Source organism: Gordonia sp. NPDC003950, assembly GCF_053605205.1.
In genome coordinates this window covers 1-19,217 of record NZ_JBSGIT010000043.1, presented here as the reverse complement: position 1 = coordinate 19,217, position 19,217 = coordinate 1, and the positions used below count along the sequence as shown (strand labels likewise).

Genomic DNA, 19,217 nt, shown 5'->3' with positions numbered 1-19,217 from the left:
TGGCCCACGCGACTGTCTACGACGAGGAAACTGCCTGGCCCCCAACGACCCAAACCGCTGCCGCTTGACAGAGATACCGCATGGGATGTCTGAGTCGGCGGAAACACCGAGATGCTCAAGAACATCGGGCAGCGGCGCATTTTTCCAGATCGATCGCCAATGTTGTAGGGGGTGCGCCAGTTGCTGCTGTGCTCTCATGAGACATGGCGATACAGTATCGGGTAAATTGTCCACGCGCTCGAATTGTGCCCGCGCAGTGGACTTTCGATTCTTCGACAATGTCCGGGCGTGACGGAACCTGACAACGAAAGGTCCTGGACATGGTCAACTGGAGTGAGGTGGCAGCGAAGACAGTCGTCGAACCCGGCCAAAAGGTAACCCTGCCGGACGATTTCGACGCCGCACGACACGACCGGCAACTGGGCAAGGCAGGTGGGCTCGCGGCAATCGAACATGCCAAGGAGACCCTGTTCGATCTCCAGGACCGCTTCTTCGCCGCCGCCGACCGCTCGTTGTTGATCGTGCTGCAGGCGATCGACGCCGCGGGCAAAGACAGCACCATCAAGCATGTGATGTCCGGCGTCAATCCCGAAGGGGTGGACATCTACAGTTTCAAGGCGCCCTCACCCACCGAACGCGCTCACGATTATCTGTGGCGGCATCAGTTGGTCCTACCGGAATTGGGTCGAATAGCCGTGTTCAATCGGTCGCACTACGAGAATGTGACCGTGACCCGCGTTCACCCGGAGATGTTGTGGCCGAAATCAGCGGTGTTGAACAACGACGGTCTCTGGCATCGGCGGTACAAGCAGATCAACGAATGGGAGCGCCATCTCACCGACAACGGCACCACGGTGGTCAAGCTATTCCTGAATGTGTCCAAGACCGAGCAAGGGCGCCGATTCCTCGAACGCATCGACCGTCCCGAGAAGAACTGGAAGTTCTCCCCGACCGACCTCACCGAACGCGGGTACTGGGACGACTACCAGCACGCGTTCAGCGAGATGCTCAGCCACACCAGCACCGACCACGCTCCGTGGCACGTGATCCCGGCCGACCACAAGTGGTACAGCCATCTGTGCTCGCTCGCGGTGATCGTTCATGAACTCGAGAAGCTCGACCCGCAATATCCCGACGTCGCAGCCGACGTCAAGGCACACCTGGCGGACGCGAAGAAGGCTCTGCTCGCCGATCCGTCCATGTCCGATTCAACGGTGTCCGATTCAACGGTGTCCGATTCAACGTTGCCCGACTCGTCGGATACCGGCACCTCGAAGTGAGCAACTCACCACCGATCACCACCCAACTCAAGGGTTTTCTTCCGCCGTGGCTGATGGGCTATGCCATGGTCGGCATGGTCGTCAGCGGCATCGTCCCGATCCTGCTGCCGCTGAGTGTGGAGTCCAAGGGGACCTTCGTGGTGGGTGCGGTGGTCGCCGCGTTCTATCTCGGCACCCTGCTCGCGCCGATATTCGGCAGTTTCGCCGACCGTACCGGCTCACAGCGACTGGTCTTTCTGGTCAGCTTCCCGGTGATGGCCGTCGGGGCCATCGTGTTCGGTCTGGTCGACAACGCGGTGGTGTGGTTTTTGTGCATGCTGGTCGCCGGTGCCGGCGCCGGGGCCGCGCAGATCACGGCGAGCATGTTCATCGTCGAAGGGCGTCCCCACAGCGAATGGAACGACCGTATCGGATGGATGCGGCTGGCCTTCGGCGCCGGCCAGGTTCTCGGACTCGCGGTGTCGGCGTTGTTCACCCGGCACCTTGACGTCGGGTGGTTCGTGGCCGGAGGACTCGTCGGTATCGGAACACTCCTCGGCTCCCTACGGTCGTCCGAGCCGCCGATCAGCTGTTGGCGCGACTGCTCGCCGACGACGTCGACCGCGACCTGTGCGCCCGCACGGCCGCACGGCTGGACATCTCGGCGCCGGCCGTCCGATCCGGAGAGAAGCTGCCGCCGTTAAATCTCGAAGGCGACATGCTCATTCGACTGTGCATGCTGGAGTCGGCCATGTGGGCCGACCTGCCGCAGATTCGTGAGGACCGTGGACCCGGGGGACGGTCGCGGCCTGCCCTGCCCGGTCCGGCGCTGCTCACCTCGGCCACACAGTTGGCATTGTGCACGGGTGTCGCCTACGCGGCGTTGTTCTATCTGCCGGTGCCACGCGGATATTGGATCGCCCTCACCGTCGCCCTCGTGATGAAGCCGGATCTGGGATCGGTGTTCAGTCGTGCGGTGCTGCGCAGTGTGGGCACGGTGGCGGGTGCGGCCATCGCCGTCCTGGTCGGCCTTGTGATCGACGGCCCGGCGGCGACAGCGGTTGTGATCGGAATCGTCGCCGCCTTCCTACCGTGGGGCATGGCGCGCTCCCATCTGTGGCAGGCGATCTTCATGGTGCCGCTGATCATGTGGCTGATCAACCTGGTCGCTCCCGCGGAATCCCTTCGCACGCTCAGCGAGGCCCGGTTGTCCACCACCATCATCGGCGGCCTGATTGTCATCATCTTCGGCTACCTGATCTGGCCCTCGATGCGCCGACCGCAGATCGCCCGAGAGTTCAACCGAGCGCTGACGGCACTGGCCTACTATGCCAAAGTTGTTGCCGACGGGGCCGCTCCCGCACAGGTCACCGCATCCCGACGCGACACCTACCGGAAGCTCGCCGATACGCGAGTCCACCTGCAGCGCAACCTTTCCGAGTCTCCACCGGCCGGCGCGGATGCCTGGTCGTGGATTCCTGTCGTCGCCGGCGCCGAGCGGGTCGCCGACCGGATCACCGCCGCATCGGCATCACGGACCCCGACCTCCGGCGACGACATCGCCGCAGTCGCGGCGACCCTGGAAACGCTGAGCCAGGCGTCACCCCGGCCTCCGGTCACCTCGGCCAGCGAACCCCGACCCCGCCGGCGCACGGCGGACAAGCCGCCGATCCGTCCGTCCGTGAGATGGCCGACGAACTCGCACACCTGGGGTCGATGCTGACCAGGGGTGGCCCGTCCCAACCCGAGGCGAGGTAGCCTCGTCCCGATGATCGACCAGACACCTGCGACCGCGCAGCGTATCGGGTGACCGCGTGCCGTGGCCATGCTCATCGAGACCTCGAGCGCCAACTCGATCATCGGCGAGATCTGTCGTGCCACAGCGGGACCCAGCCGTGCATGAGTTACGTCGAAGAGCGCGACGATGTAGGCGTCGGGATGGTCGGCGATCACCGGCGCGAGGTCGGCCGAGTCGCGGGGCACCGCTGCCACGATGGCCGATGGCCGTGAATTGAGGGTGCGCACCGCACCCTCGGGGCGTGCTGCGGGTTGCTCGTTCCTGCCGGCGACGGCAGCTGCCATCGTCGATCCGCGGGGCTCGAGTGCAAACACGGTCCCGGCCGAACCGGCCAACACCACGGCGGTGATCAGGCTCGACTCCCTCGCGGATGCGGGGTGTGGGGGGCGCGGCAGCAGCCCGAGGGCCGCTAGTCGTCAGACGATCGAGTCGTCGAGATCGGCGGTCGCGTCGACGACGATCGGGGTGAAATCGGGTGTCGGGTTCACCGCCGGGTCAGAACACCATCACCCGGACGTTCTCCGCGACGCACGCCGGCTTGTCGGCGCCCTCGATCTCCACCGTATTGCGCACCACCATCGTCACACCCTTGGCACCCTCCTCGATCGAGGTGATCACCGCATTGGCCCGGACCCGCGAGCCCACCGGAACCGGATTCGGGAACCGCACCTTGTTCAACCCGTAATTGATCACAAGCTTCGGGCCCTCGACGGTGAAGATGGACCCGGCGAGCATCGGCAGCAGCGACAAGGTCAGGAAACCGTGAGCGATCGGCGCACCGAACGGACCCGACGCCGCCCGCTCGGGATCGACATGAATCCACTGATGATCACCGGTCGCGTCGGCGAACTGATTGACCCGCTCCTGCGTGATCTCCAGCCATTCGCCGGAACCGAGATCCTCGCCGATCGCGGCCTTGATGTCGTCGAGGGAGGTGAACACGCGCGGTGTGATGGTCGTCATAATCGCGGTAGTCTACCGTGACACCATGAGCACCCCACGGATCGCTCCCGGCGGCCTACGCGACCTCGGTCCGATCAACTGGGCGTTCAGTCGCATCGCCGCCCGCGCCATCGGCGTGCACGACGCCCACATCTTTTCCACACTCGGACGCACCCGCGGATTGTTCCGCGGCTGGCTGCACTTCTCGGCCCGGCTGATGCCGTTCGGGACGTTGCCGCGCAAGGACTCCGAGATGATCATCATCCGCGTGGCCCATCTACGCGGGTCGGAGTACGAACTCGATCACCACCGGCGACTCGGGAAGCGAGCGGGTATCGGCGACGACGAGTTCGGTCGCATTCTCGACGGCCCCGACGCCGGATGGGGTGACCGCGAACGCGCGCTGCTCCGCGCGGCCGACGAGCTGGTGACCGACTCCGACATCAGTGACATCGCCTGGTCGGCGCTGCGACGCCACCTCGACGAACGTCAGGCGATCGCCTTCGTGCTGCTTGCCGGCCAGTACGACATGCTGGCCACCACGTTGCACACCCTGCGCGTGCAGCCCGACGTGCGGGCCTGAGGCGGCCCGATGGAATCACCGGCCACCCGGTTGATGCGCAACCCCGTCTTCTCCCGCATCTACCAGAAGGCATGGCGACCGATCTTCACTCGCGGGTTCTCCCTGGGCGGGCACGCCACCGCCGACTACGACAAGGCACTGCGCGCCTATCTCTGCCGGCCTGGTGAACGCATGGTGCTCGACATCGCTTGTGGTCCAGGTAATTACACCCGTCACATCGCGGACGGCCTCACCGGCGACGGACAGGTTGTGGGCATCGACTACTCCGCGCCGATGCTGGCCACCGCCGTCGCCACCAACAGCGCCGGGAGAGCATCCTATCTGCGGGTCGATGCACATGCGATCCCGTTCTCCGACAACAGTTTCGACGAGGTGATCTGCCTCGCCGCGCTGTATCTGATCCCCGATCCGCTGCCGGTCCTCGACGAGATGATGCGCGTGGCGCTTCCCGGCGGTCTCCTCGTCGTGTTCACCTCGGTCGCCGGCCCGATCTCCACCCTGCCCGGGGTGCGTACGCTCGCCGGCATCGGCGGATACCGCGTGTTCGACCGCGACGAGATCACCGGACGGTTGCGCGACCTCGGCGCCGAACACATCGAGCAAACCCTCATCGACGAGGGACAGTATGTGTTGTGCCGCAAGCCGAGCGGTGCCTGATACGTCCGTCTTGAGAAGGTTCCTCTTCCCTCCCGCCGATTCGCGCGGTACTGTCGACGGATCTCAATCCGGGGGGGATTGAGCACAACACAACGGGCCGACTGGCCTTCCTCAATGGTCTGCGCGCGCTGGCCGCACTGTTCGTCCTGGTGCACCATGCGTTCATGACGTCGTCGGTGCTGCCGCGTGGCTCCACCCTGACGGGATGGGAACGCTATGCCTTCTGGTGGGCGCAGTGGGGACACTTCGGTGTCACGGTCTTCATCGTGCTCGCCGGATATTCCTTGGCGCTGAGCACAACTCGTGACGGTCGGCTGTCCGACGGCATGTTCGGCTACCTGCGCCGCCGGGCGCAGCGCACCGCGCCACCGTACTGGATCGCTCTGACCCTGACCATCGTGCTGACCGTGCTCTGGCTGCACGAGACCACCGGCACTCACTGGGATCTGTCGCTGCAATCCGGCCCCAAGGGGTGGATCGTCGACTATTTCCTGTTGCAGGAAGTGATCCCGGTTCACGATGCGTCGTACACCTTCTGGTCGGTGTCGGTGGAATTCCACATCTACCTGCTGCTACCTCTCATGCTGGTGATCCTGCGCTGGCGCGGATTGGCCGCCGCCGCCGTTTTCGGAGTCGGTGTGGGGGCGATCGGCATGATCACCGCAGCGTTCATCGACGACCGCGCCGGACGCTTTTGGCCCGCCTACTACCTGATGTTCGCTGCTGCCGCCGCGGTATGTCTGCTGGTGCGGGACCACCCACAGGTGGCCCGCCGGGTGCCGTGGCGGGTGGTGAGCGGGGCCGGTGCGGCGGCGTTGATCGCAGTCTGCGCGTTCGCCGATCCGCACTGGGTCGAGTCGAACTACCTGTGGTTGGACCTCTGTGCGGGCATCGCGACGATCGGTCTCATCGTGGCCATGCATCTGGGGACCGCGTCGAGGACCGCACAGGCGATGTCCTGGCGCCCGCTCGCCGGCATCGCGGCATTCGCCTACAGCATCTACCTCATCCACGCCCCGTTGCTGCAGATAGGGTGGCTGACGATGGTGCGGCCCCTGCACGCGGCACCGTTGGTCCAGTTGCTGATCTTGTGGGTTGTCCTCTGCCCGGTCATCGTGGCCATCTCCTACGGGTTCTACCGCGTCGCCGAGAAGCCCTTCGTACCCTCGTCGAAGCGATCCACATCGGTATCGGCACCGGCCACCACCGATGCGACGGTGTCGGAGGATGCTCGGCGCTCGGCCGCACGGACCAGCGGCGCCACACCTTCGGCGAACCAGAATGCCTCTTCGATGTGGGGCTGGCCGGACAGGACGAAGTGATCGATGCCGATCGCGCGGTACTGTGCGATCAGGTCGGCCACCTCGACGTGACTGCCGACCAGAGCGGTACCGGCACCCGGCCGCACCAAGCCGTATCCGTCCCACAGTCCCGGATAGACCTCGAGGTTGTCTACGTCGGCGTTGAGTGCGAGTTGACGTCGCTGACCCTCGGAATCGCTCTGCAACAACCGTTCTCGCGCCAACGCGATCAGCGCCGGGTCCATCCGGCCGACCAGCTTGCGGGCCTCGGCCCACGCCTCCTCCCGGGTGTCACGGGTGATCACGTGCGCCCGGATACCGAAGGACAGTTCCCGGCCGTACCGGGCGGCCCGCGCGCGCACGTCGTCAACGAGTGCGGCGACCTTCTCCGGCGGTTCGGTCCAGGTGAGGTAGGTGTCGACGGTCGCCGCGGCGGCCTCACGGGCGGGCTCGCTCGCACCGCCGAAGAAGACCTGAGGCGCCACGGCCGGCGGATGCCCGACCACCGCGCCGGTCACATCGTAGTGATCCCCAGTGAAGTCGAAGGGCGTTCCGGTCCAGGCCTGTCGCACGATGGTGACGAACTCACGCGCCCGGGCGTAGCGTTGCTCCTTGGTCAGCCGATCCCCGAAACGCTGCTGCTCCTCCCGATCGCCGCCGGCGACGATATTCAGTGCCAACCGGCCGCCGGAGAACTCGGCGAACGTCGCGGCCTGCTGTGCGGCGAGGGTCGGGGTGATCAGCCCGGGCCGGAACGCGACGAGGAACTTCAGCCGACTGGTCTCCCGGATCAGCGCGGCCGTCGTCAACCAGGCGTCGTGGCACCAGGTTCCGGTGGGCGTCAGGACCGACTCGAACCCGAGTCGCTCCGCGGTCCTGGCGACGAGGGCGAGGTAGTCCAGATCCGGGGGCCGCACCGCCGACGCGGTCCCCAGGATTCCGGCGGACTGCAGCCCGCCGATCACCTCCCGCCCATCTCCCGAGGTCGGCAAGAACCAGTGAAAGTGCGTGTCGCTCATCGACTCTCCGATCCGGTGGTGGTGGCGCCGCCGACCAATGCGCCGACGCCGAGATGGGCCAGGACCCGCTCCCGCAGGGCGACGAGTTCGGCCGCATCACGTTCCCGCGGACGGGGCAGGTCGACCGTGACGTCGTGCGCGATCGCCCCGTCCTCGAGCACCAGGATCCGGTCGGCGAGGACGACGGCCTCCTCGACGTCGTGGGTGACCAGGAGGGCGGCGAAGCGGTGTCGTGCCCACAACCGGGTGAGCAGACCATGGGCCTCGAGCCGGGTCAGCGCATCCAGCGCTCCGAAGGGTTCGTCGAGCAGCAGCAGATCCGGATTGCGCACCAGCGCCCGCGCCAGTGAGACACGTTGCGCCTCACCACCGGACAACGTCAGGGGCCAGGCTCCCGCCCGATGCGAGAGTCCCACCTCGGCCAGCGCGTCGGTGGCGCGAACATCGGCGTCGGCGACCTTGAGGTTGAGCGAGACGTTCTTGTCCACACGCCGCCACGGCAACAGCCGCGGTTCCTGGAAGGCGACCGCCCGGGACCCGTCGACGGTCAACTCACCCTCGTGACCGGGATCGAGTCCGGCGATGATCCGCAGCAGCGTCGACTTCCCGGAGCCGGAACGTCCGACCAGAGCCACGATCTCACCGGCATGCAAGGTCAGGTCAATGCCCTCGAGCACGTGGACGTCACCGAAGGAACGCGACAACCCCTCCGCACGCACCACCACCCGCCCGCTCATCGGGTCACCCGCCAGCGCAGCAGGTAGCTCTCCAGCCCACGCACGATGGAGTCACTGATCAGGCCGAGCAGGGCGTAGATCACCAGGCCCAGGACGATGATGTCGTTGCGGAAGTAGGTGCGCGCGTTCATCACAAGGTATCCCAGCCCGGCGTCGGCGTTGATCTGTTCGGCGACGATCAACGACAGCCACGCGATCCCGAGCGACAACCGGAAACCGGTGAGGGCACCGGCCATCGAGCCCGGCAGGATCACGGTGCGCGCCAAACCGATTCGGCCGAGCCCGACGGAGCGTCCGGCCTCGATGAGTTTCGGATCGACACCCTTGATCGCCGACACCAGGTTCAGGTACAGCGGGAACAGCACGCCGAGGGCGACCATGTAGATCTTCGGTTCCTCACCGATCCCGAACCACACCACGAACAGCGGGATCAGACCGAGGAACGGGACCGTCCGCAGCATCTGCAACGGCGGGTCAATGGCGAGGTCGGCCACCCGGAAGAAACCGACGAGCAGGGCCAGCGAGACGGCCACCACCACACCGAGGACCAGTCCCAGGCCCACCCGCTGCAGCGAAATCGCCAGTGCTTCTTGCAGACTCCCGTCGGCCCAGAGTTCCTGGGCGGCCGCCCACACCTGCGTTGGCGGCGACAACTTCGCCTCGGGGATGACCCCCCGCACGGAGAGGAGCTGCCACAGCCCGAGGATCACCAGCGGCGAGATCAGCCGCAGCCAGGAGCCGGCCCGCAGACGCGGCAGACGCGACCACAGCGAGCCGCGGTGCGCCTCGGCCGTCACATCGCCCGCCCCCTCGACCGCCGTTCCCGATACCCGCCGATCGAGCACGATCTGGGTCATCGGGACGCCCCCGCGCCGGTCACCGCGGCATTGAACTGCGGATCGAAGTAGGCACCGGCGTCGGAGGCCTTCGGGATCTCGCCGGCCTTGGCGAACAGGTCGATCAGCCTCTGCTGCTTGGCGATCTGCTCGTCCCCGATCGCGACGAGGGTTCCCGACGAGGTCGCGAAGGTCGCCCGGGCGACGGGTTCGGGGAGCTTGGTGAGCCTGCTGTAGGTGGGAATCCAGGCATCCTCGTGGGTGACCGACCACTGGTTGGCGCGGGTGATCCGACCGATGAGGTCCTTGATCGCGGCATTCTTGCCGGAGTCGGCGAGCGCGGATTCCGGTGCCAGGTAGTAGCCCTGCTGGGTGGTCAACTCGGCACCGTCGGCGATCACCTTGCCGTGGGCCTGTGTCTGGCCGACGGTCGCGAATGGATTCCACACCGCCCAGGCATCCACCTGGCCCGCGGAGAACGCCGAAAGCGCCTCGGTCGGTGACAGATACGTCGCCTCGATGTCATCCGGACCCAACCCCGCCTGTGCGAGCAGGGCCAGCACCAGACCGTGCGAACTCGACCCCTTGGCAAACGCCACCTTCTTACCCTTGAGCGCGGCGATGGAGGTCACCGACGAACCGGCGGGCACCAGCAGGAAGTCATTGGGTGCGGTGCGGGATTGCACCGCAACGATTTTCAGGGGTGCACCACCGGCCTGGGCGAACACCGGCGGGACGTCCCCGGTGCCACCGAAGTCGACCTTGCCGGCCGCGGCGGCTTCCAGCAGCGGTGGCCCGGATTCGAATGCCGCCCAGTCGATGTCGTAGGGCAGATTGTCGAGTTCGCCCGACGCCTCGAGCAGAGACCGGGTCTGCTGCACCTGGTCGCCGACGACGAGCGTCACCCGGCCGCCGGAGCCGCTCGCGGCGTCGTCGGAGGAACACCCCGTCACCGCCGCGGTGACGACGGCAATGACGGCCACGACGGCCCCGGCAATTCTCGATGACATCAACAGTCCCTTCACACGCGCCATGACCCGGGCACGGGGCACGGCAATCCTTCGAGAGGGAATTCTGGTGGCGCCGACCGGGACGGACAATTCGGCACATCCGGCCGGTGCGGACTCGGGCCGTCATCACCGCAGGTGACCGGGGAGATCGAGAGTTCTGTTCAGCGCGAGTCGATCTCGGGGACGATCTCAGATTCCCCGGTAGTCGCGCACACTCATCCGGGCGCCGCGTCGCTGCGGCGCGCTGCCGTACATCTCGATCATCCGGATGAGGCGATAGCGGTGTCCGGCATAGGGTTCGAGGAGTTCGAGCATCCCCGCGTCGTCGACGCGTTCACCGATGAGGGTCTGCCCCACCAGCGACGGAATGTGATAGTCACCCACCGGCACCGCGTCGGCGTCGCCGACCGCCCGGGCGCGGGTCTCGGCGACGGTCCACGGACCGACGCCGCGCAACACGTCGAGGTGGCCGGCGTGACGTTCGGTGTCGATGGTGGCCGCGCCGCGGATGGTGCGCATGCGTACCGGTTCGGCGCCGCTGCGGTGCCATTCCCACACCGGGATGTCGATCCAGGCCGACCGTGGCGGCGGGACCCGCATGTCCGCCGGCACCGGGCCCGGCGCGGGTTCACCGAATCGCCGGAGCAGATATCGCCAGGCCCGCCACGCCTCGGTGCCGACCACCTTCTGTTCCAGAATCGCCGGGGCGAGGGCCTCCCACACCCGGCCGGTGCTGCCGATCCGCAGTCCGGTGGCGCGGGCCGCGAGACCGGCGACCACCTCGTCGTGGATCGGCATCGCCTCGGGATGGTCGTCGGCGCCGAGCGCGTCGGGCAGCGTCTCCAGCAGCCAGTCGGCGCCTGGCCCCCACGCCCGGCCCACCACGCGGTCGTGCTCGACGCGCATGGTCACGGTGCCCGGGCCGTCGGGAGTCCACACCGCGCGCCACACCGAGCCGTCACGTCCGTACCGGAACGCCGGATCGCCGCTGCCGCGTCGGTGCAGACCCACGGTCGCCCGCAGATCGAGTGGACCGGGCGGGGTCCACTGACGCGCGCGGGGCGAGGCTGACATCACCGTCCGACTCTACGGCCCCCTCCCCGGTACCGCGCCGCGCGATCAGGCACACAGCCGCGCGGGATGGGGTCCAAAGCCTCGTGCCCCGCCGCCGCGATCGGCACACACTGGAGGTATGAGGTACTCGAAAGGCATCGCCGTCGGTACCGACGGCTCGACGACCGCACTGGAAGCAGTGCGCTGGGCGGCACACACCGCAGCAATCCATCAGACCCATCTCGACCTCATCTACGCGATCGATGCCGTCTCTCCCCCGTTGATCGAATATGCCGTCCCGGAGGTGTACTTCGACGGTGCCCGCCAGGTCGCGCAGACGGTCCTCCAGAACTCGAAAGCCGTTGCGCTGGAAGTCGAGCCCGACCTGGAGGTGCACACCCACATCATCCGGGATTCGGCGCGCGGCGCACTCCTCGGACGCTCGCGGCACACCTCGCTGCTCGTCGTGGGCAACTCGGGCAGCGGGCGGGTCAGTTCCGCCCTGGTGGGTTCGGTGACCGGTGCACTGGCGACGCACGCCTCGTGCCCGCTGGCGGTGATCCGTGGCCCGGAATGGGATCGGCCACCGTCGGGCGTCGTCACGGTCGGCGTCGACGGTTCGGCGTCCGCACAGGTCGCCCTGGACTGGGCGGCACACGAGGCCGCCGAACGAGCCGCTCAACTCGACGTGGTGGCCGCGTGGGATTCGAGCGGATTCGACGGCCCGGACAACGCATTCGCCGATGCGTACGCGCAGATCGAGAACCACCTCGCCGACGACGTCGACCGGCTTGCGCGACGACTGCCACGGGTGCGGGTGACCACGCAGGTCGTCGACGACGATCCCGTCTCCGCATTGGCCAAGGCGGCGCAGTCCTCGGATCTGCTCGTCGTGGGCAGCCGCGGACGCGGCGGCTTCACCGGTCTGTTGCTCGGATCGACCAGCCAGGGCCTGCTCTACGCGACGCATCGCCCGCTCGTGATCGTCCGCTGACACACACGCATCACCATCGATAAGCACTCATGAAAGGTACGGTGTTGATTTCGTGACGTATCGCGCGCCAAAGTGTGACCAATTGCGCGAACGTCCAGGACTGATTTCATGTCGATGACATTTACGGACGAGAAAGTCGGTTGTGTGCACCGACTTTGGGCGACGTCGAAGGTCATCAGCCGTTATTTTCACAGCACTAGAATTGACATTGTCACGTACACCGATGCGCATTTGCGCACGAAGGAGATGACCCATGTGTACACGCGTAATCTGGCCCGACGCCAATGGCGCGGTCGTCGTCGGCCGCAATATGGATTTCCACAAGGATCTGATGACCAATCTGTGGAAGCAGCCCCGAGGCGTCACCCGTGACGACGGCGTCAAGGGCGAGCTGACCTGGACGTCGAAGTACGGCAGCGTGATCGCGGCGGCCTTCGACATCATCTCCGTCGACGGCATCAACGAAGCAGGCCTGGGCGGGCACATCCTCTGGCTGGCGGAGTCCACCTACGGTGAGCTCGACGAGTCGCGGCCGGCCCTGAGTCAGGCCGTCTGGTTGCAGTACTTCCTGGACAACTACGCCACCGTCGCCGAGGCGGTCGAGTGGATCGAGAAGACCGACGTCCAGGTCATCCAGATGCCCGATCCGACCGGCGGCAACCCGCCGACGATCCACCTCGCACTTGACGACGCCACCGGAGACTCGGCGATCATCGAGTACATCGACGGGCAGGCGAAGGTCTACCACAGCTCCAAGTACCACGTGATGACGAACTCGCCCACCTACGATCAGCAGCTCGAACTCCTCGGCCGCTGGGAAGGCCTCGGCGGCGACCAACTGCTGCCGGGTGACACCATGGCGGAGCACCGATTTGCCCGCGCCGCCTTCTACGCCACCCGACTGCCGCAGCCGAAGTCGCAGCTGGAATCCATCGCGAGCATGTTCAGCGTCATCCGCAATGCGGCGCAACCGTTCCGCATCCCCGATCCCGGCAAACCCGATGCGTCGCAGACCATTTGGCAGGTGGTGCTCGACCTGACCAACAAGCGCTATGTGTACGAGTCGACGACCCGGCCCAACGTCGTCTGGGTGGATCTCGCCGACCTCGACTTCAGTGAGGGTTCGCCGCAACTCAAGCTGGATCTCATCGGCAAACTCTCTCTGGAGGGCGGTATCGCCGGCAACGTCGCCAAGCATTTCGAGGACGAGGGCCCGATGACCTTCCTGTCGTTCAAGCTCCTCGAACAACTCGGGGCCGCGCAGAAGGCGCAGGCCGCGACGAGCATCAACGCGTGAAGCGGCAGTCATGCTGACCGAGGGCTCCCCATCGGGGTGATCGATTCGGGCGTGGGCGGGTTGACGACGCTCGCCCAGCTGTCGCACCTGTTGCCCGGCGAGAACACCATCTACTGCGGGGAACGTCGCGTTCATCAACCCGGCCAAGGACCAGGCCTGTGACGTGCGTCTGCACCTCGTGGGCCGGAAGCTGTTGCGTGACGGTATCCACGACTCCATCGGTACGGTGGAGATCAACACCAGCCGAACGCGACCCGTGTATGAGACGGTGCTCGGCGAGCTCGGCATCGAGCGACCCTACACGCTCACCGAGAAGGTCGACTTCGCTTCGGCCACCGCTGGTTCCCACTGATCGGTCGCTGGAGAAACGATAACGCGGTTCGTCCTCGGGGACGAACCGCGTTGTCGTATCGGAGCTTTCGCTATGGGTTGGTCATGATCACAGGTTGATCATGTGCCCGATCGCGCCATGCAAGCGCGTCCGGGCGCGCGGATCACAGATTGATCATGTGCCCGATCGCGCCGTGGAACGTCTCCTGCAGTGCCTCACTCATCGTCGGATGGGTGTGCACGTTGCGGGCGAGTTCCTTGGCGGTGAGGTCCCACTTGTGGGCCAGGGTGAGCTCCGGCAGCATCTCGGAGACGTTGTCGCCCACCAGATGTCCGCCGAGCAGTTCGTCGGTCTCACCGTTGGTGACGAGCTTGACGAAGCCGGCGGTCTCAGCCAGACCCTGCGCCTTGCCGTTGGCGCTGAACGGGAAGGTCGACACCTTCACGTCGTACCCCTCGTCCTTGGCCTGCGCCTCGGTGAGCCCGAACGAGGCCACCTGCGGCTGACAGAAAGTGGCGCGCGGCATGAACCGGTAGTCGCCGAGGGTCATGGTCTCGGCGCCGGCCATGGTCTCGGCGGCGACGACGCCCTGCGCCTCGGCGACGTGGGCCAGCTGCAGCTTGGCGGTGACGTCACCGATGGCGTAGATGCCCTCGACGTTGGTGCGCATATGGTCGTCGATGGCGATGGCACCGCGGTCGGTGAGTTCGACACCGGTCTTCTCCAGGCCGAAGCCGTCGACGCGGGGTGCGAAGCCGACGGACATGAGCACCTTGTCGACGGTGATCTCGCCGTCGTTGCCCTTGGGGTCCTTGTAGGTGACGCGGACGCTGCCGCCATTGTCGGTGACGGTCTGCACGCCGGTGGAGGTGAGCACCTTCACGCCGAGCTTCTTGTACTCCTTGGCGATGGCCTTGGAGACGTCGACGTCCTCGTTGGGCAGCACGCGGTCGAGGAATTCGATGATGGTGACGTCGACGCCGTAGTTGGCGAGCACGTACCCGAACTCCATGCCGATGGCGCCGGCGCCGACGATGACGATCGAGGAGGGCAGCTCGCGGGTGAGGATCTGCGTCTCGTAGGTCACCACGTTGTCGGACAGCTCCACGCCGGGCAGCAGTTTGACGGTGGAGCCGGTGTCGATGATGACGTTGTCGAAGGTGATCTCACGATCGCCGACGGCGATGGTCTTGGCGTCGGTGAAGACGCCGTAGCCGTCGATCTCGGTGATCTTGTTCTTCTTCATCAGGAAGTGGACACCCTTGACGATGCCGTCACTGACCTTGCGGCTGCGGTCGAACGCCGAGCCGAAGTCGAAGGAGACGTCACCGGACATTCCGAAGGTCTTCGCCTGATGGTTGAAGATGTGGGCGAGTTCGGCATTGCGGAGAAGCGCCTTGGATGGGATGCATCCGACGTTGAGGCAGACACCACCCCAGTACTTCTCTTCGATGACGGCAGTTTTCATGCCCAGCTGGGCGGACCGGATCGCGGCCACGTACCCACCTGGACCAGCACCCAGGACAACTGTTTGAAAGTGTTCAGCCACGTCGACCACCCTACGTCGGTGCCTGATCATCGCGCATGACGTCCCCGGTACCGGCCGGTAATCGAAACAGGTTTCAATCAATGATTGAAACGATGATGGGGATGTGTTTGGATCAGTTGCCATGGCCCCGACACGTTCGGCGACGACCCGTGAGCGACTGCTCACCGCCGCCGAAACCCTGTTCCTGTCCGACGGGTTCGAGACCGTGTCGGTGCGGGCGATCTGCTCGGCCGCCGGAGCCAATCCAGCTGCGGTGCACTATCACTTCGGCACCAGGGACGACCTGGTCACCGCCCTGCTGGAACACCGGCTCGGTCCGATCTGGGCCGACCCGCTCAATCGCCTCGATCCGTCGACGACGAGCATCGCCGCGATCGTCGAGCTCATCATCGACCCACTGGTGCGCCTGCAGGCCGATCCGACCGGACATCTGCATCTGCGGTTGCTGACCCGCTTCGTCGACGATCATCCCGAGGCCGGATGGTCGCGCCCGTGGTTCCGGCTCGACGACTGGACCGATCTGCTGCTCGCGATCACCCCCGGTCTCGACGCACGCGCGGCCCGGCAACGCTGGGCCCTGGCCTTCACCCTCATTCTCACGCGTTTCGGCGGCAGCAGACCCCTGTCGCCGGGGGCGGTCACAGCTCTCGCAGGCTTCGTCGTCGCCGGCCTGGGCGCACCCATCGAGGAGACATCATGACTGCCGTTCCCGATCCCTTCGCTCCCGCCACGCTCGGCCCCCTGCGTCTGCGGAACCGGCTGATCAAATGCGCCACCTTCGAGGGCCGCACTCCCGATGCGCTGGTCACCGACGACCTCATCGACTTCCACCGGGAGGTCGCCGCCGGCGGGGTGGCAATCAGCACCGTCGCCTACTGCGCGATCTCCCCCGAGGGCCGTACCGACCGCCATCAGATCTGGTTGCGCCCCGACGCCGCACCGGGACTGACGCAACTGACCGGCGCGATCCACGCCGAGGGAGCGTTGGCCGCCGCCCAACTCGGACATGCCGGACCGGTGGCCAACTCGATCTCCAACGGCGCCAGAGCCCTTGCGCCCTCCCGGATTCCGGCGCCGATGGGGATGTCGATGACACACGCGCCGTCCGTCGAGGACATCGCCGGACTGCGTTCGGTGTTCCGACGCGCCGCTCGTATCGCTGTGGACTCCGGCTTCGACGCACTCGAAATCCATTGCGGCCATAACTATCTGATCAGTTGTTTCCTGTCACCGATGCTGAATCGGCGACGCGACGGATACGGCAGTGCACTGGTCAACCGGGCGCGTTTCGCCCGGGAGGTTCTCGAATCGGTCCGCGAGGAGGTCGGCAGCGAGGTCGCGGTCTGGGCGAAACTCAACATGTACGACGGGGTCGGCGCGGTGGGCGCGCCGGCGCGCAGGTGGCGCGGCTTCAACGTCGACGAGGCCTGTGAGGTGGCCCGGCTCTTCGAGCAGGACGGCTTCATCGACGCCATCGAACCGACCGCGGGCAGTTCACTTCTCAATCCGATGTACCTGTTCCACGGTGAGGCACCGCGGGCCGCATTCGCAAGTGCCTTCCGGGGTCCGATGAAGTGGGGGCTGCAGGCGGCCGGACCGTTCTTCCTCAAACGGTACGAGTATCACCCGGGTTACCTTCTCCCACTGGCCCGGCGGCTGCGCGAGGCGGTGGATCTGCCGATCATCCTGCTCGGCGGCATCACCGACCGGGCGACGATGGATTCGGCTCTCGCCGAGGGATTCGACTTCCTCGCGATGGGCCGCGCCCTGCTTCGTGAACCCGATCTGCCCCAACGGATTCAGGCCGATCCGTCGACCACGTCGCAGTGCATTCACTGCAACCTGTGCATGCCGACGATCTACACGCGCACCGAGTGCCCGGTCCGCGAAACGGCCGGGGGTCTCTCCGCCGGGTGAACCGCCTCTCCGTGACTCATCCGATCCGGATGGTGTGCGCCGATGCACCGCGTGGGATCGTCGACGCATGACCCTGGAGGAGCCACGTCCCCTCGACCCTGACGAACGTGCCGAACTCGAGCGACTGCGGGCTCAGGTCGCCGAGTTGGAGGAGACGCCCACCACGGTTCGGAAGGGACCGTCCGGACTGCTGTGGCGCCGGATCGGTTCGGGCATCCTGCTGCTCCTGGTGGCGGTGTGCGCCATCCTGTCGGTCACCACCCACTTCGTGCGCAGCCAGATCCTCGACACCGATCACTACGTGAACACCGTCGCGCCGCTGGCGTCGAATACCGCGGTGCAGAACCAGGTCATCACCATCGTCACCGATCAGATCAACGATCAGGTCGACATCGAGGGGACGACGACGGCGGCGCTGCAGCAACTCGTCGATCTGACCCCGGCGGAGCGCCCGCACCTCGACAATGCGCTGGTCGGGCTCGCGCCGGTCATCGCCTCGCAGGCACAGTCGTTCGTTCACCAGACCGTCACCGATTTCGTCCGGTCGCCGACCTTCCGGGATCTGTGGGTCTCGGCGAACCGCGCGGCCCATCAGGGTGTGGTGGCGGCCGTGACCGGCAACACGAATCGCGACGCCGTCGAGATCGACCCCGACGGCACCATCAGCATCCAGCTCGGCCCGATCATCACCCAGGTGCAGGACCGGCTCGAGCAGCGCGGTTTCGCCTTCGCCACGAACATCCCGAACGTCGACAAGGAGTTCGTGATCTTCCGGTCGCCGGAGCTGGCCAAGGCCAATCGCTGGGTGAATGCGCTCGACAAGGTGGCGACGGTGCTGCCGTGGATCGGCATCGCCTGCGCCCTCGCCGCCATCGCCCTGATCGGTTCGGGCCGGCGACTGCGGATGACCGCCATCGTGGGTCTCACCATCCTGTTCAGCATGCTGCTGCTGGCGATCGGCATCCTCGTCGGCCGGACGATCTACCTCAACGAGGTTCCCGCCGACGTCCTGGCCCCCGACGCCGCCCAGGCGATCTTCGACACCGTCATCGCGCCGCTGCGATTCGCCCTGCGCGCCGTCGCGGTCCTCGCCCTCGTCGTGACGATCGCCGCGTACCTCGCCGGCGGCTCCCGTTCGGCGCTGGCCACCCGACGCGCCTTCACCCGTGGTGTCGGCGCCCTCGACTCGAAGCGTACGCAGCGGCCCCCCAACGCGTTCGAACACACACTCTGGCAGGCACGAATCCCGTTGCGCATCACGGTGGTCGCCGTCGGCGCCCTGATCCTGATGTTCTGGAACTACCCGACCGGTCTGGTCGTCATCTGGACCGTGGCGATCGCGATACTGGTGCTGATCGTCCTGGAAGTCACGATGCGGCCCGCGCGGCGCGAGCCCCCGAACATCGAGACCACCTCGACCGAGTTGGTCGAGTAGCCGCCTCTTCCCGCTAATCAAGCCGCCTCTTCCCGTTGGTCGAGCCGGTCCACTCTCCGTTGGTCGAGCCGCCCCCTTCCGTTGGTCGAGCCGGTCCGGAGCGATAGCGGAGGACCGAGTCGAGACCTCCGCAACCGACAACGCAACGCACGCAGCAGCTTCCCCGCTGGTCGAGTGCCGACGAGCTTGCGAGTCGGTGTATCCGCCGGGCCGAGCCTGTCGAGGTGGAGGCCACCTTCGCAACCCCCGCTGGTCGAGTGCGCCGCGCGAGCGAAGCGAGCCCGTCACGTATCCGCCGGGCCGAGCTTGTCGAGGTCGAGACCACTTCCGCAACCCGACAGCGCAATACCTCCCCCGCTGGTCGAGTGCGCCGCGCGAGCGAAGCGAGCTCGTCGCGTATCGAGACCACTCCCGCATGCCGAAAGCTCGACCCAAGCAACAGCTTCCACTCACGTGGCCTCGATACGGGGCTCCGCAAGCTCCGACCCACTCGGCCAGC

General features: G+C 66.3%; 18 protein-coding genes and 1 pseudogene. 12 read left to right on the top strand and 7 right to left on the bottom strand.

Going from position 1 to position 19,217, the window contains the following annotated elements; all coding sequences use genetic code 11:
* Nucleotides 1–338 precede the first annotated feature (338 nt).
* The 3 genes from ACWETB_RS23380 to ACWETB_RS23370 are packed head-to-tail and all read left to right on the top strand — an operon-like array spanning nt 339 to nt 2,982.
* A complete protein-coding gene (locus ACWETB_RS23380; RefSeq protein WP_452213965.1) occupies nt 339–1,280 on the top strand; it encodes a PPK2 family polyphosphate kinase in 942 nt (313 codons plus the stop codon).
* Nucleotides 1,277–1,963: an MFS transporter gene (locus ACWETB_RS23375; protein ID WP_452213963.1), complete on the top strand. Its 687-nt coding sequence runs from the start codon at nt 1,277–1,279 to the stop codon at nt 1,961–1,963. Before ACWETB_RS23380 ends, ACWETB_RS23375 begins: the two co-directional genes overlap by 4 nt.
* Nucleotides 1,852–2,982 carry an FUSC family protein gene (locus ACWETB_RS23370; RefSeq protein WP_452213961.1) on the top strand — a complete coding sequence of 377 codons (1,131 nt, stop codon included), beginning with the start codon at nt 1,852–1,854 and terminating at the stop codon, nt 2,980–2,982. Before ACWETB_RS23375 ends, ACWETB_RS23370 begins: the two co-directional genes overlap by 112 nt.
* A 570-nt stretch (nt 2,983–3,552) precedes the next feature.
* Here ACWETB_RS23370 and ACWETB_RS23365 read toward each other — a convergent pair.
* Nucleotides 3,553–4,020, bottom strand: coding sequence for a MaoC family dehydratase (locus ACWETB_RS23365; protein ID WP_449742197.1), 468 nt, complete (start codon nt 4,018–4,020; stop codon nt 3,553–3,555).
* 25 nt (nt 4,021–4,045) lie between these two features.
* Here ACWETB_RS23365 and ACWETB_RS23360 point away from each other — a divergent pair, with 25 nt between their 5' ends.
* The 3 genes and pseudogenes from ACWETB_RS23360 to ACWETB_RS23350 all read left to right on the top strand — a co-directional run.
* Nucleotides 4,046–4,582: a carboxymuconolactone decarboxylase family protein gene (locus tag ACWETB_RS23360; protein ID WP_449742198.1), complete on the top strand. Its 537-nt coding sequence runs from the start codon at nt 4,046–4,048 to the stop codon at nt 4,580–4,582.
* A gap of 9 nt (nt 4,583–4,591) precedes the next feature.
* Nucleotides 4,592–5,239, top strand: a complete 648-nt coding sequence (locus tag ACWETB_RS23355) for a class I SAM-dependent methyltransferase (RefSeq protein WP_452213958.1) — start codon at nt 4,592–4,594, stop codon at nt 5,237–5,239.
* Nucleotides 5,240–5,403: 164 nt separating this feature from the next.
* Nucleotides 5,404–6,321, top strand: a pseudogene (locus ACWETB_RS23350) (acyltransferase family protein); the annotation flags it as partial.
* A gap of 53 nt (nt 6,322–6,374) precedes the next feature.
* Here ACWETB_RS23350 and ACWETB_RS23345 read toward each other — a convergent pair.
* From ACWETB_RS23345 to ACWETB_RS23325, 5 genes are all read right to left on the bottom strand, one after another.
* Entirely contained in the window at nt 6,375–7,559 is a 1,185-nt protein-coding gene (locus ACWETB_RS23345) for an LLM class flavin-dependent oxidoreductase (protein WP_452213956.1), read from the bottom strand.
* Nucleotides 7,556–8,296 (bottom strand): ABC transporter ATP-binding protein, encoded by a 741-nt coding sequence (locus ACWETB_RS23340; RefSeq protein WP_452213954.1) that lies wholly within the window; start codon nt 8,294–8,296, stop codon nt 7,556–7,558. The genes ACWETB_RS23345 and ACWETB_RS23340 overlap by 4 nt, the downstream gene beginning before the upstream one ends.
* Nucleotides 8,293–9,153, bottom strand: coding sequence for an ABC transporter permease (locus ACWETB_RS23335; RefSeq protein WP_452213952.1), 861 nt, complete (start codon nt 9,151–9,153; stop codon nt 8,293–8,295). Before ACWETB_RS23335 ends, ACWETB_RS23340 begins: the two co-directional genes overlap by 4 nt.
* Nucleotides 9,150–10,142: an ABC transporter substrate-binding protein gene (locus ACWETB_RS23330; RefSeq protein WP_348805147.1), complete on the bottom strand. Its 993-nt coding sequence runs from the start codon at nt 10,140–10,142 to the stop codon at nt 9,150–9,152. The genes ACWETB_RS23335 and ACWETB_RS23330 overlap by 4 nt, the downstream gene beginning before the upstream one ends.
* A 189-nt stretch (nt 10,143–10,331) precedes the next feature.
* Nucleotides 10,332–11,216, bottom strand: coding sequence for a DNA-3-methyladenine glycosylase family protein (locus ACWETB_RS23325; RefSeq protein ID WP_348805346.1), 885 nt, complete (start codon nt 11,214–11,216; stop codon nt 10,332–10,334).
* 118 nt (nt 11,217–11,334) lie between these two features.
* Here ACWETB_RS23325 and ACWETB_RS23320 point away from each other — a divergent pair, with 118 nt between their 5' ends.
* The 3 genes from ACWETB_RS23320 to ACWETB_RS23310 all read left to right on the top strand — a co-directional run bounded on the left by ACWETB_RS23320 (nt 11,335) and on the right by ACWETB_RS23310 (nt 13,838).
* Entirely contained in the window at nt 11,335–12,189 is an 855-nt protein-coding gene (locus ACWETB_RS23320; RefSeq protein ID WP_449742204.1) for a universal stress protein, read from the top strand.
* Between the two features lie 253 nt (nt 12,190–12,442).
* Nucleotides 12,443–13,486 (top strand): linear amide C-N hydrolase, encoded by a 1,044-nt coding sequence (locus ACWETB_RS23315; RefSeq protein WP_449742205.1) that lies wholly within the window; start codon nt 12,443–12,445, stop codon nt 13,484–13,486.
* A gap of 163 nt (nt 13,487–13,649) precedes the next feature.
* On the top strand, nt 13,650–13,838 hold the full coding sequence (locus ACWETB_RS23310) for a hypothetical protein (RefSeq protein WP_348805150.1): 189 nt from the start codon (nt 13,650–13,652) through the stop codon (nt 13,836–13,838).
* Between the two features lie 142 nt (nt 13,839–13,980).
* Here ACWETB_RS23310 and lpdA read toward each other — a convergent pair whose 3' ends face one another.
* Entirely contained in the window at nt 13,981–15,366 is a 1,386-nt protein-coding gene (gene lpdA / locus ACWETB_RS23305; protein WP_452213948.1) for a dihydrolipoyl dehydrogenase, read from the bottom strand.
* Between the two features lie 121 nt (nt 15,367–15,487).
* On the opposite strand from lpdA, the gene ACWETB_RS23300 reads away from it, so the two are divergent.
* The 3 genes from ACWETB_RS23300 (at nt 15,488) to ACWETB_RS23290 (ending at nt 18,718) form a co-directional block, all read left to right on the top strand.
* Complete coding sequence (locus ACWETB_RS23300) at nt 15,488–16,066, top strand: TetR/AcrR family transcriptional regulator (protein WP_452213946.1); 579 nt, start codon at nt 15,488–15,490, stop codon at nt 16,064–16,066.
* Nucleotides 16,063–17,283, top strand: a complete 1,221-nt coding sequence (locus tag ACWETB_RS23295) for an oxidoreductase (RefSeq protein WP_452213944.1) — start codon at nt 16,063–16,065, stop codon at nt 17,281–17,283. The genes ACWETB_RS23300 and ACWETB_RS23295 overlap by 4 nt, the downstream gene beginning before the upstream one ends.
* A 67-nt stretch (nt 17,284–17,350) precedes the next feature.
* Nucleotides 17,351–18,718, top strand: coding sequence for a hypothetical protein (locus tag ACWETB_RS23290; RefSeq protein WP_348805154.1), 1,368 nt, complete (start codon nt 17,351–17,353; stop codon nt 18,716–18,718).
* Nucleotides 18,719–19,217 lie beyond the last annotated feature (499 nt).

Bases quoted from the DNA above. Each gene is read 5' to 3' on its own strand.
- ACWETB_RS23365 (WP_449742197.1), bottom strand. From the start codon at position 4,020: ATGACGACCATCACACCGCGCGTGTTCACCTCCCTCGACGACATCAAG.
- ACWETB_RS23360 (WP_449742198.1), top strand. From the start codon at position 4,046: ATGAGCACCCCACGGATCGCTCCCGGCGGCCTACGCGACCTCGGTCCG.
- ACWETB_RS23355 (WP_452213958.1), top strand. From the start codon at position 4,592: ATGGAATCACCGGCCACCCGGTTGATGCGCAACCCCGTCTTCTCCCGC.
- ACWETB_RS23345 (WP_452213956.1), bottom strand. From the start codon at position 7,559: ATGAGCGACACGCACTTTCACTGGTTCTTGCCGACCTCGGGAGATGGG.
- ACWETB_RS23340 (WP_452213954.1), bottom strand. From the start codon at position 8,296: ATGAGCGGGCGGGTGGTGGTGCGTGCGGAGGGGTTGTCGCGTTCCTTC.
- ACWETB_RS23335 (WP_452213952.1), bottom strand. From the start codon at position 9,153: ATGACCCAGATCGTGCTCGATCGGCGGGTATCGGGAACGGCGGTCGAG.
- ACWETB_RS23330 (WP_348805147.1), bottom strand. From the start codon at position 10,142: ATGTCATCGAGAATTGCCGGGGCCGTCGTGGCCGTCATTGCCGTCGTC.
- ACWETB_RS23325 (WP_348805346.1), bottom strand. From the start codon at position 11,216: ATGTCAGCCTCGCCCCGCGCGCGTCAGTGGACCCCGCCCGGTCCACTC.
- ACWETB_RS23320 (WP_449742204.1), top strand. From the start codon at position 11,335: ATGAGGTACTCGAAAGGCATCGCCGTCGGTACCGACGGCTCGACGACC.
- ACWETB_RS23315 (WP_449742205.1), top strand. From the start codon at position 12,443: ATGTGTACACGCGTAATCTGGCCCGACGCCAATGGCGCGGTCGTCGTC.
- ACWETB_RS23300 (WP_452213946.1), top strand. From the start codon at position 15,488: ATGGCCCCGACACGTTCGGCGACGACCCGTGAGCGACTGCTCACCGCC.
- ACWETB_RS23295 (WP_452213944.1), top strand. From the start codon at position 16,063: ATGACTGCCGTTCCCGATCCCTTCGCTCCCGCCACGCTCGGCCCCCTG.
- ACWETB_RS23290 (WP_348805154.1), top strand. From the start codon at position 17,351: ATGACCCTGGAGGAGCCACGTCCCCTCGACCCTGACGAACGTGCCGAA.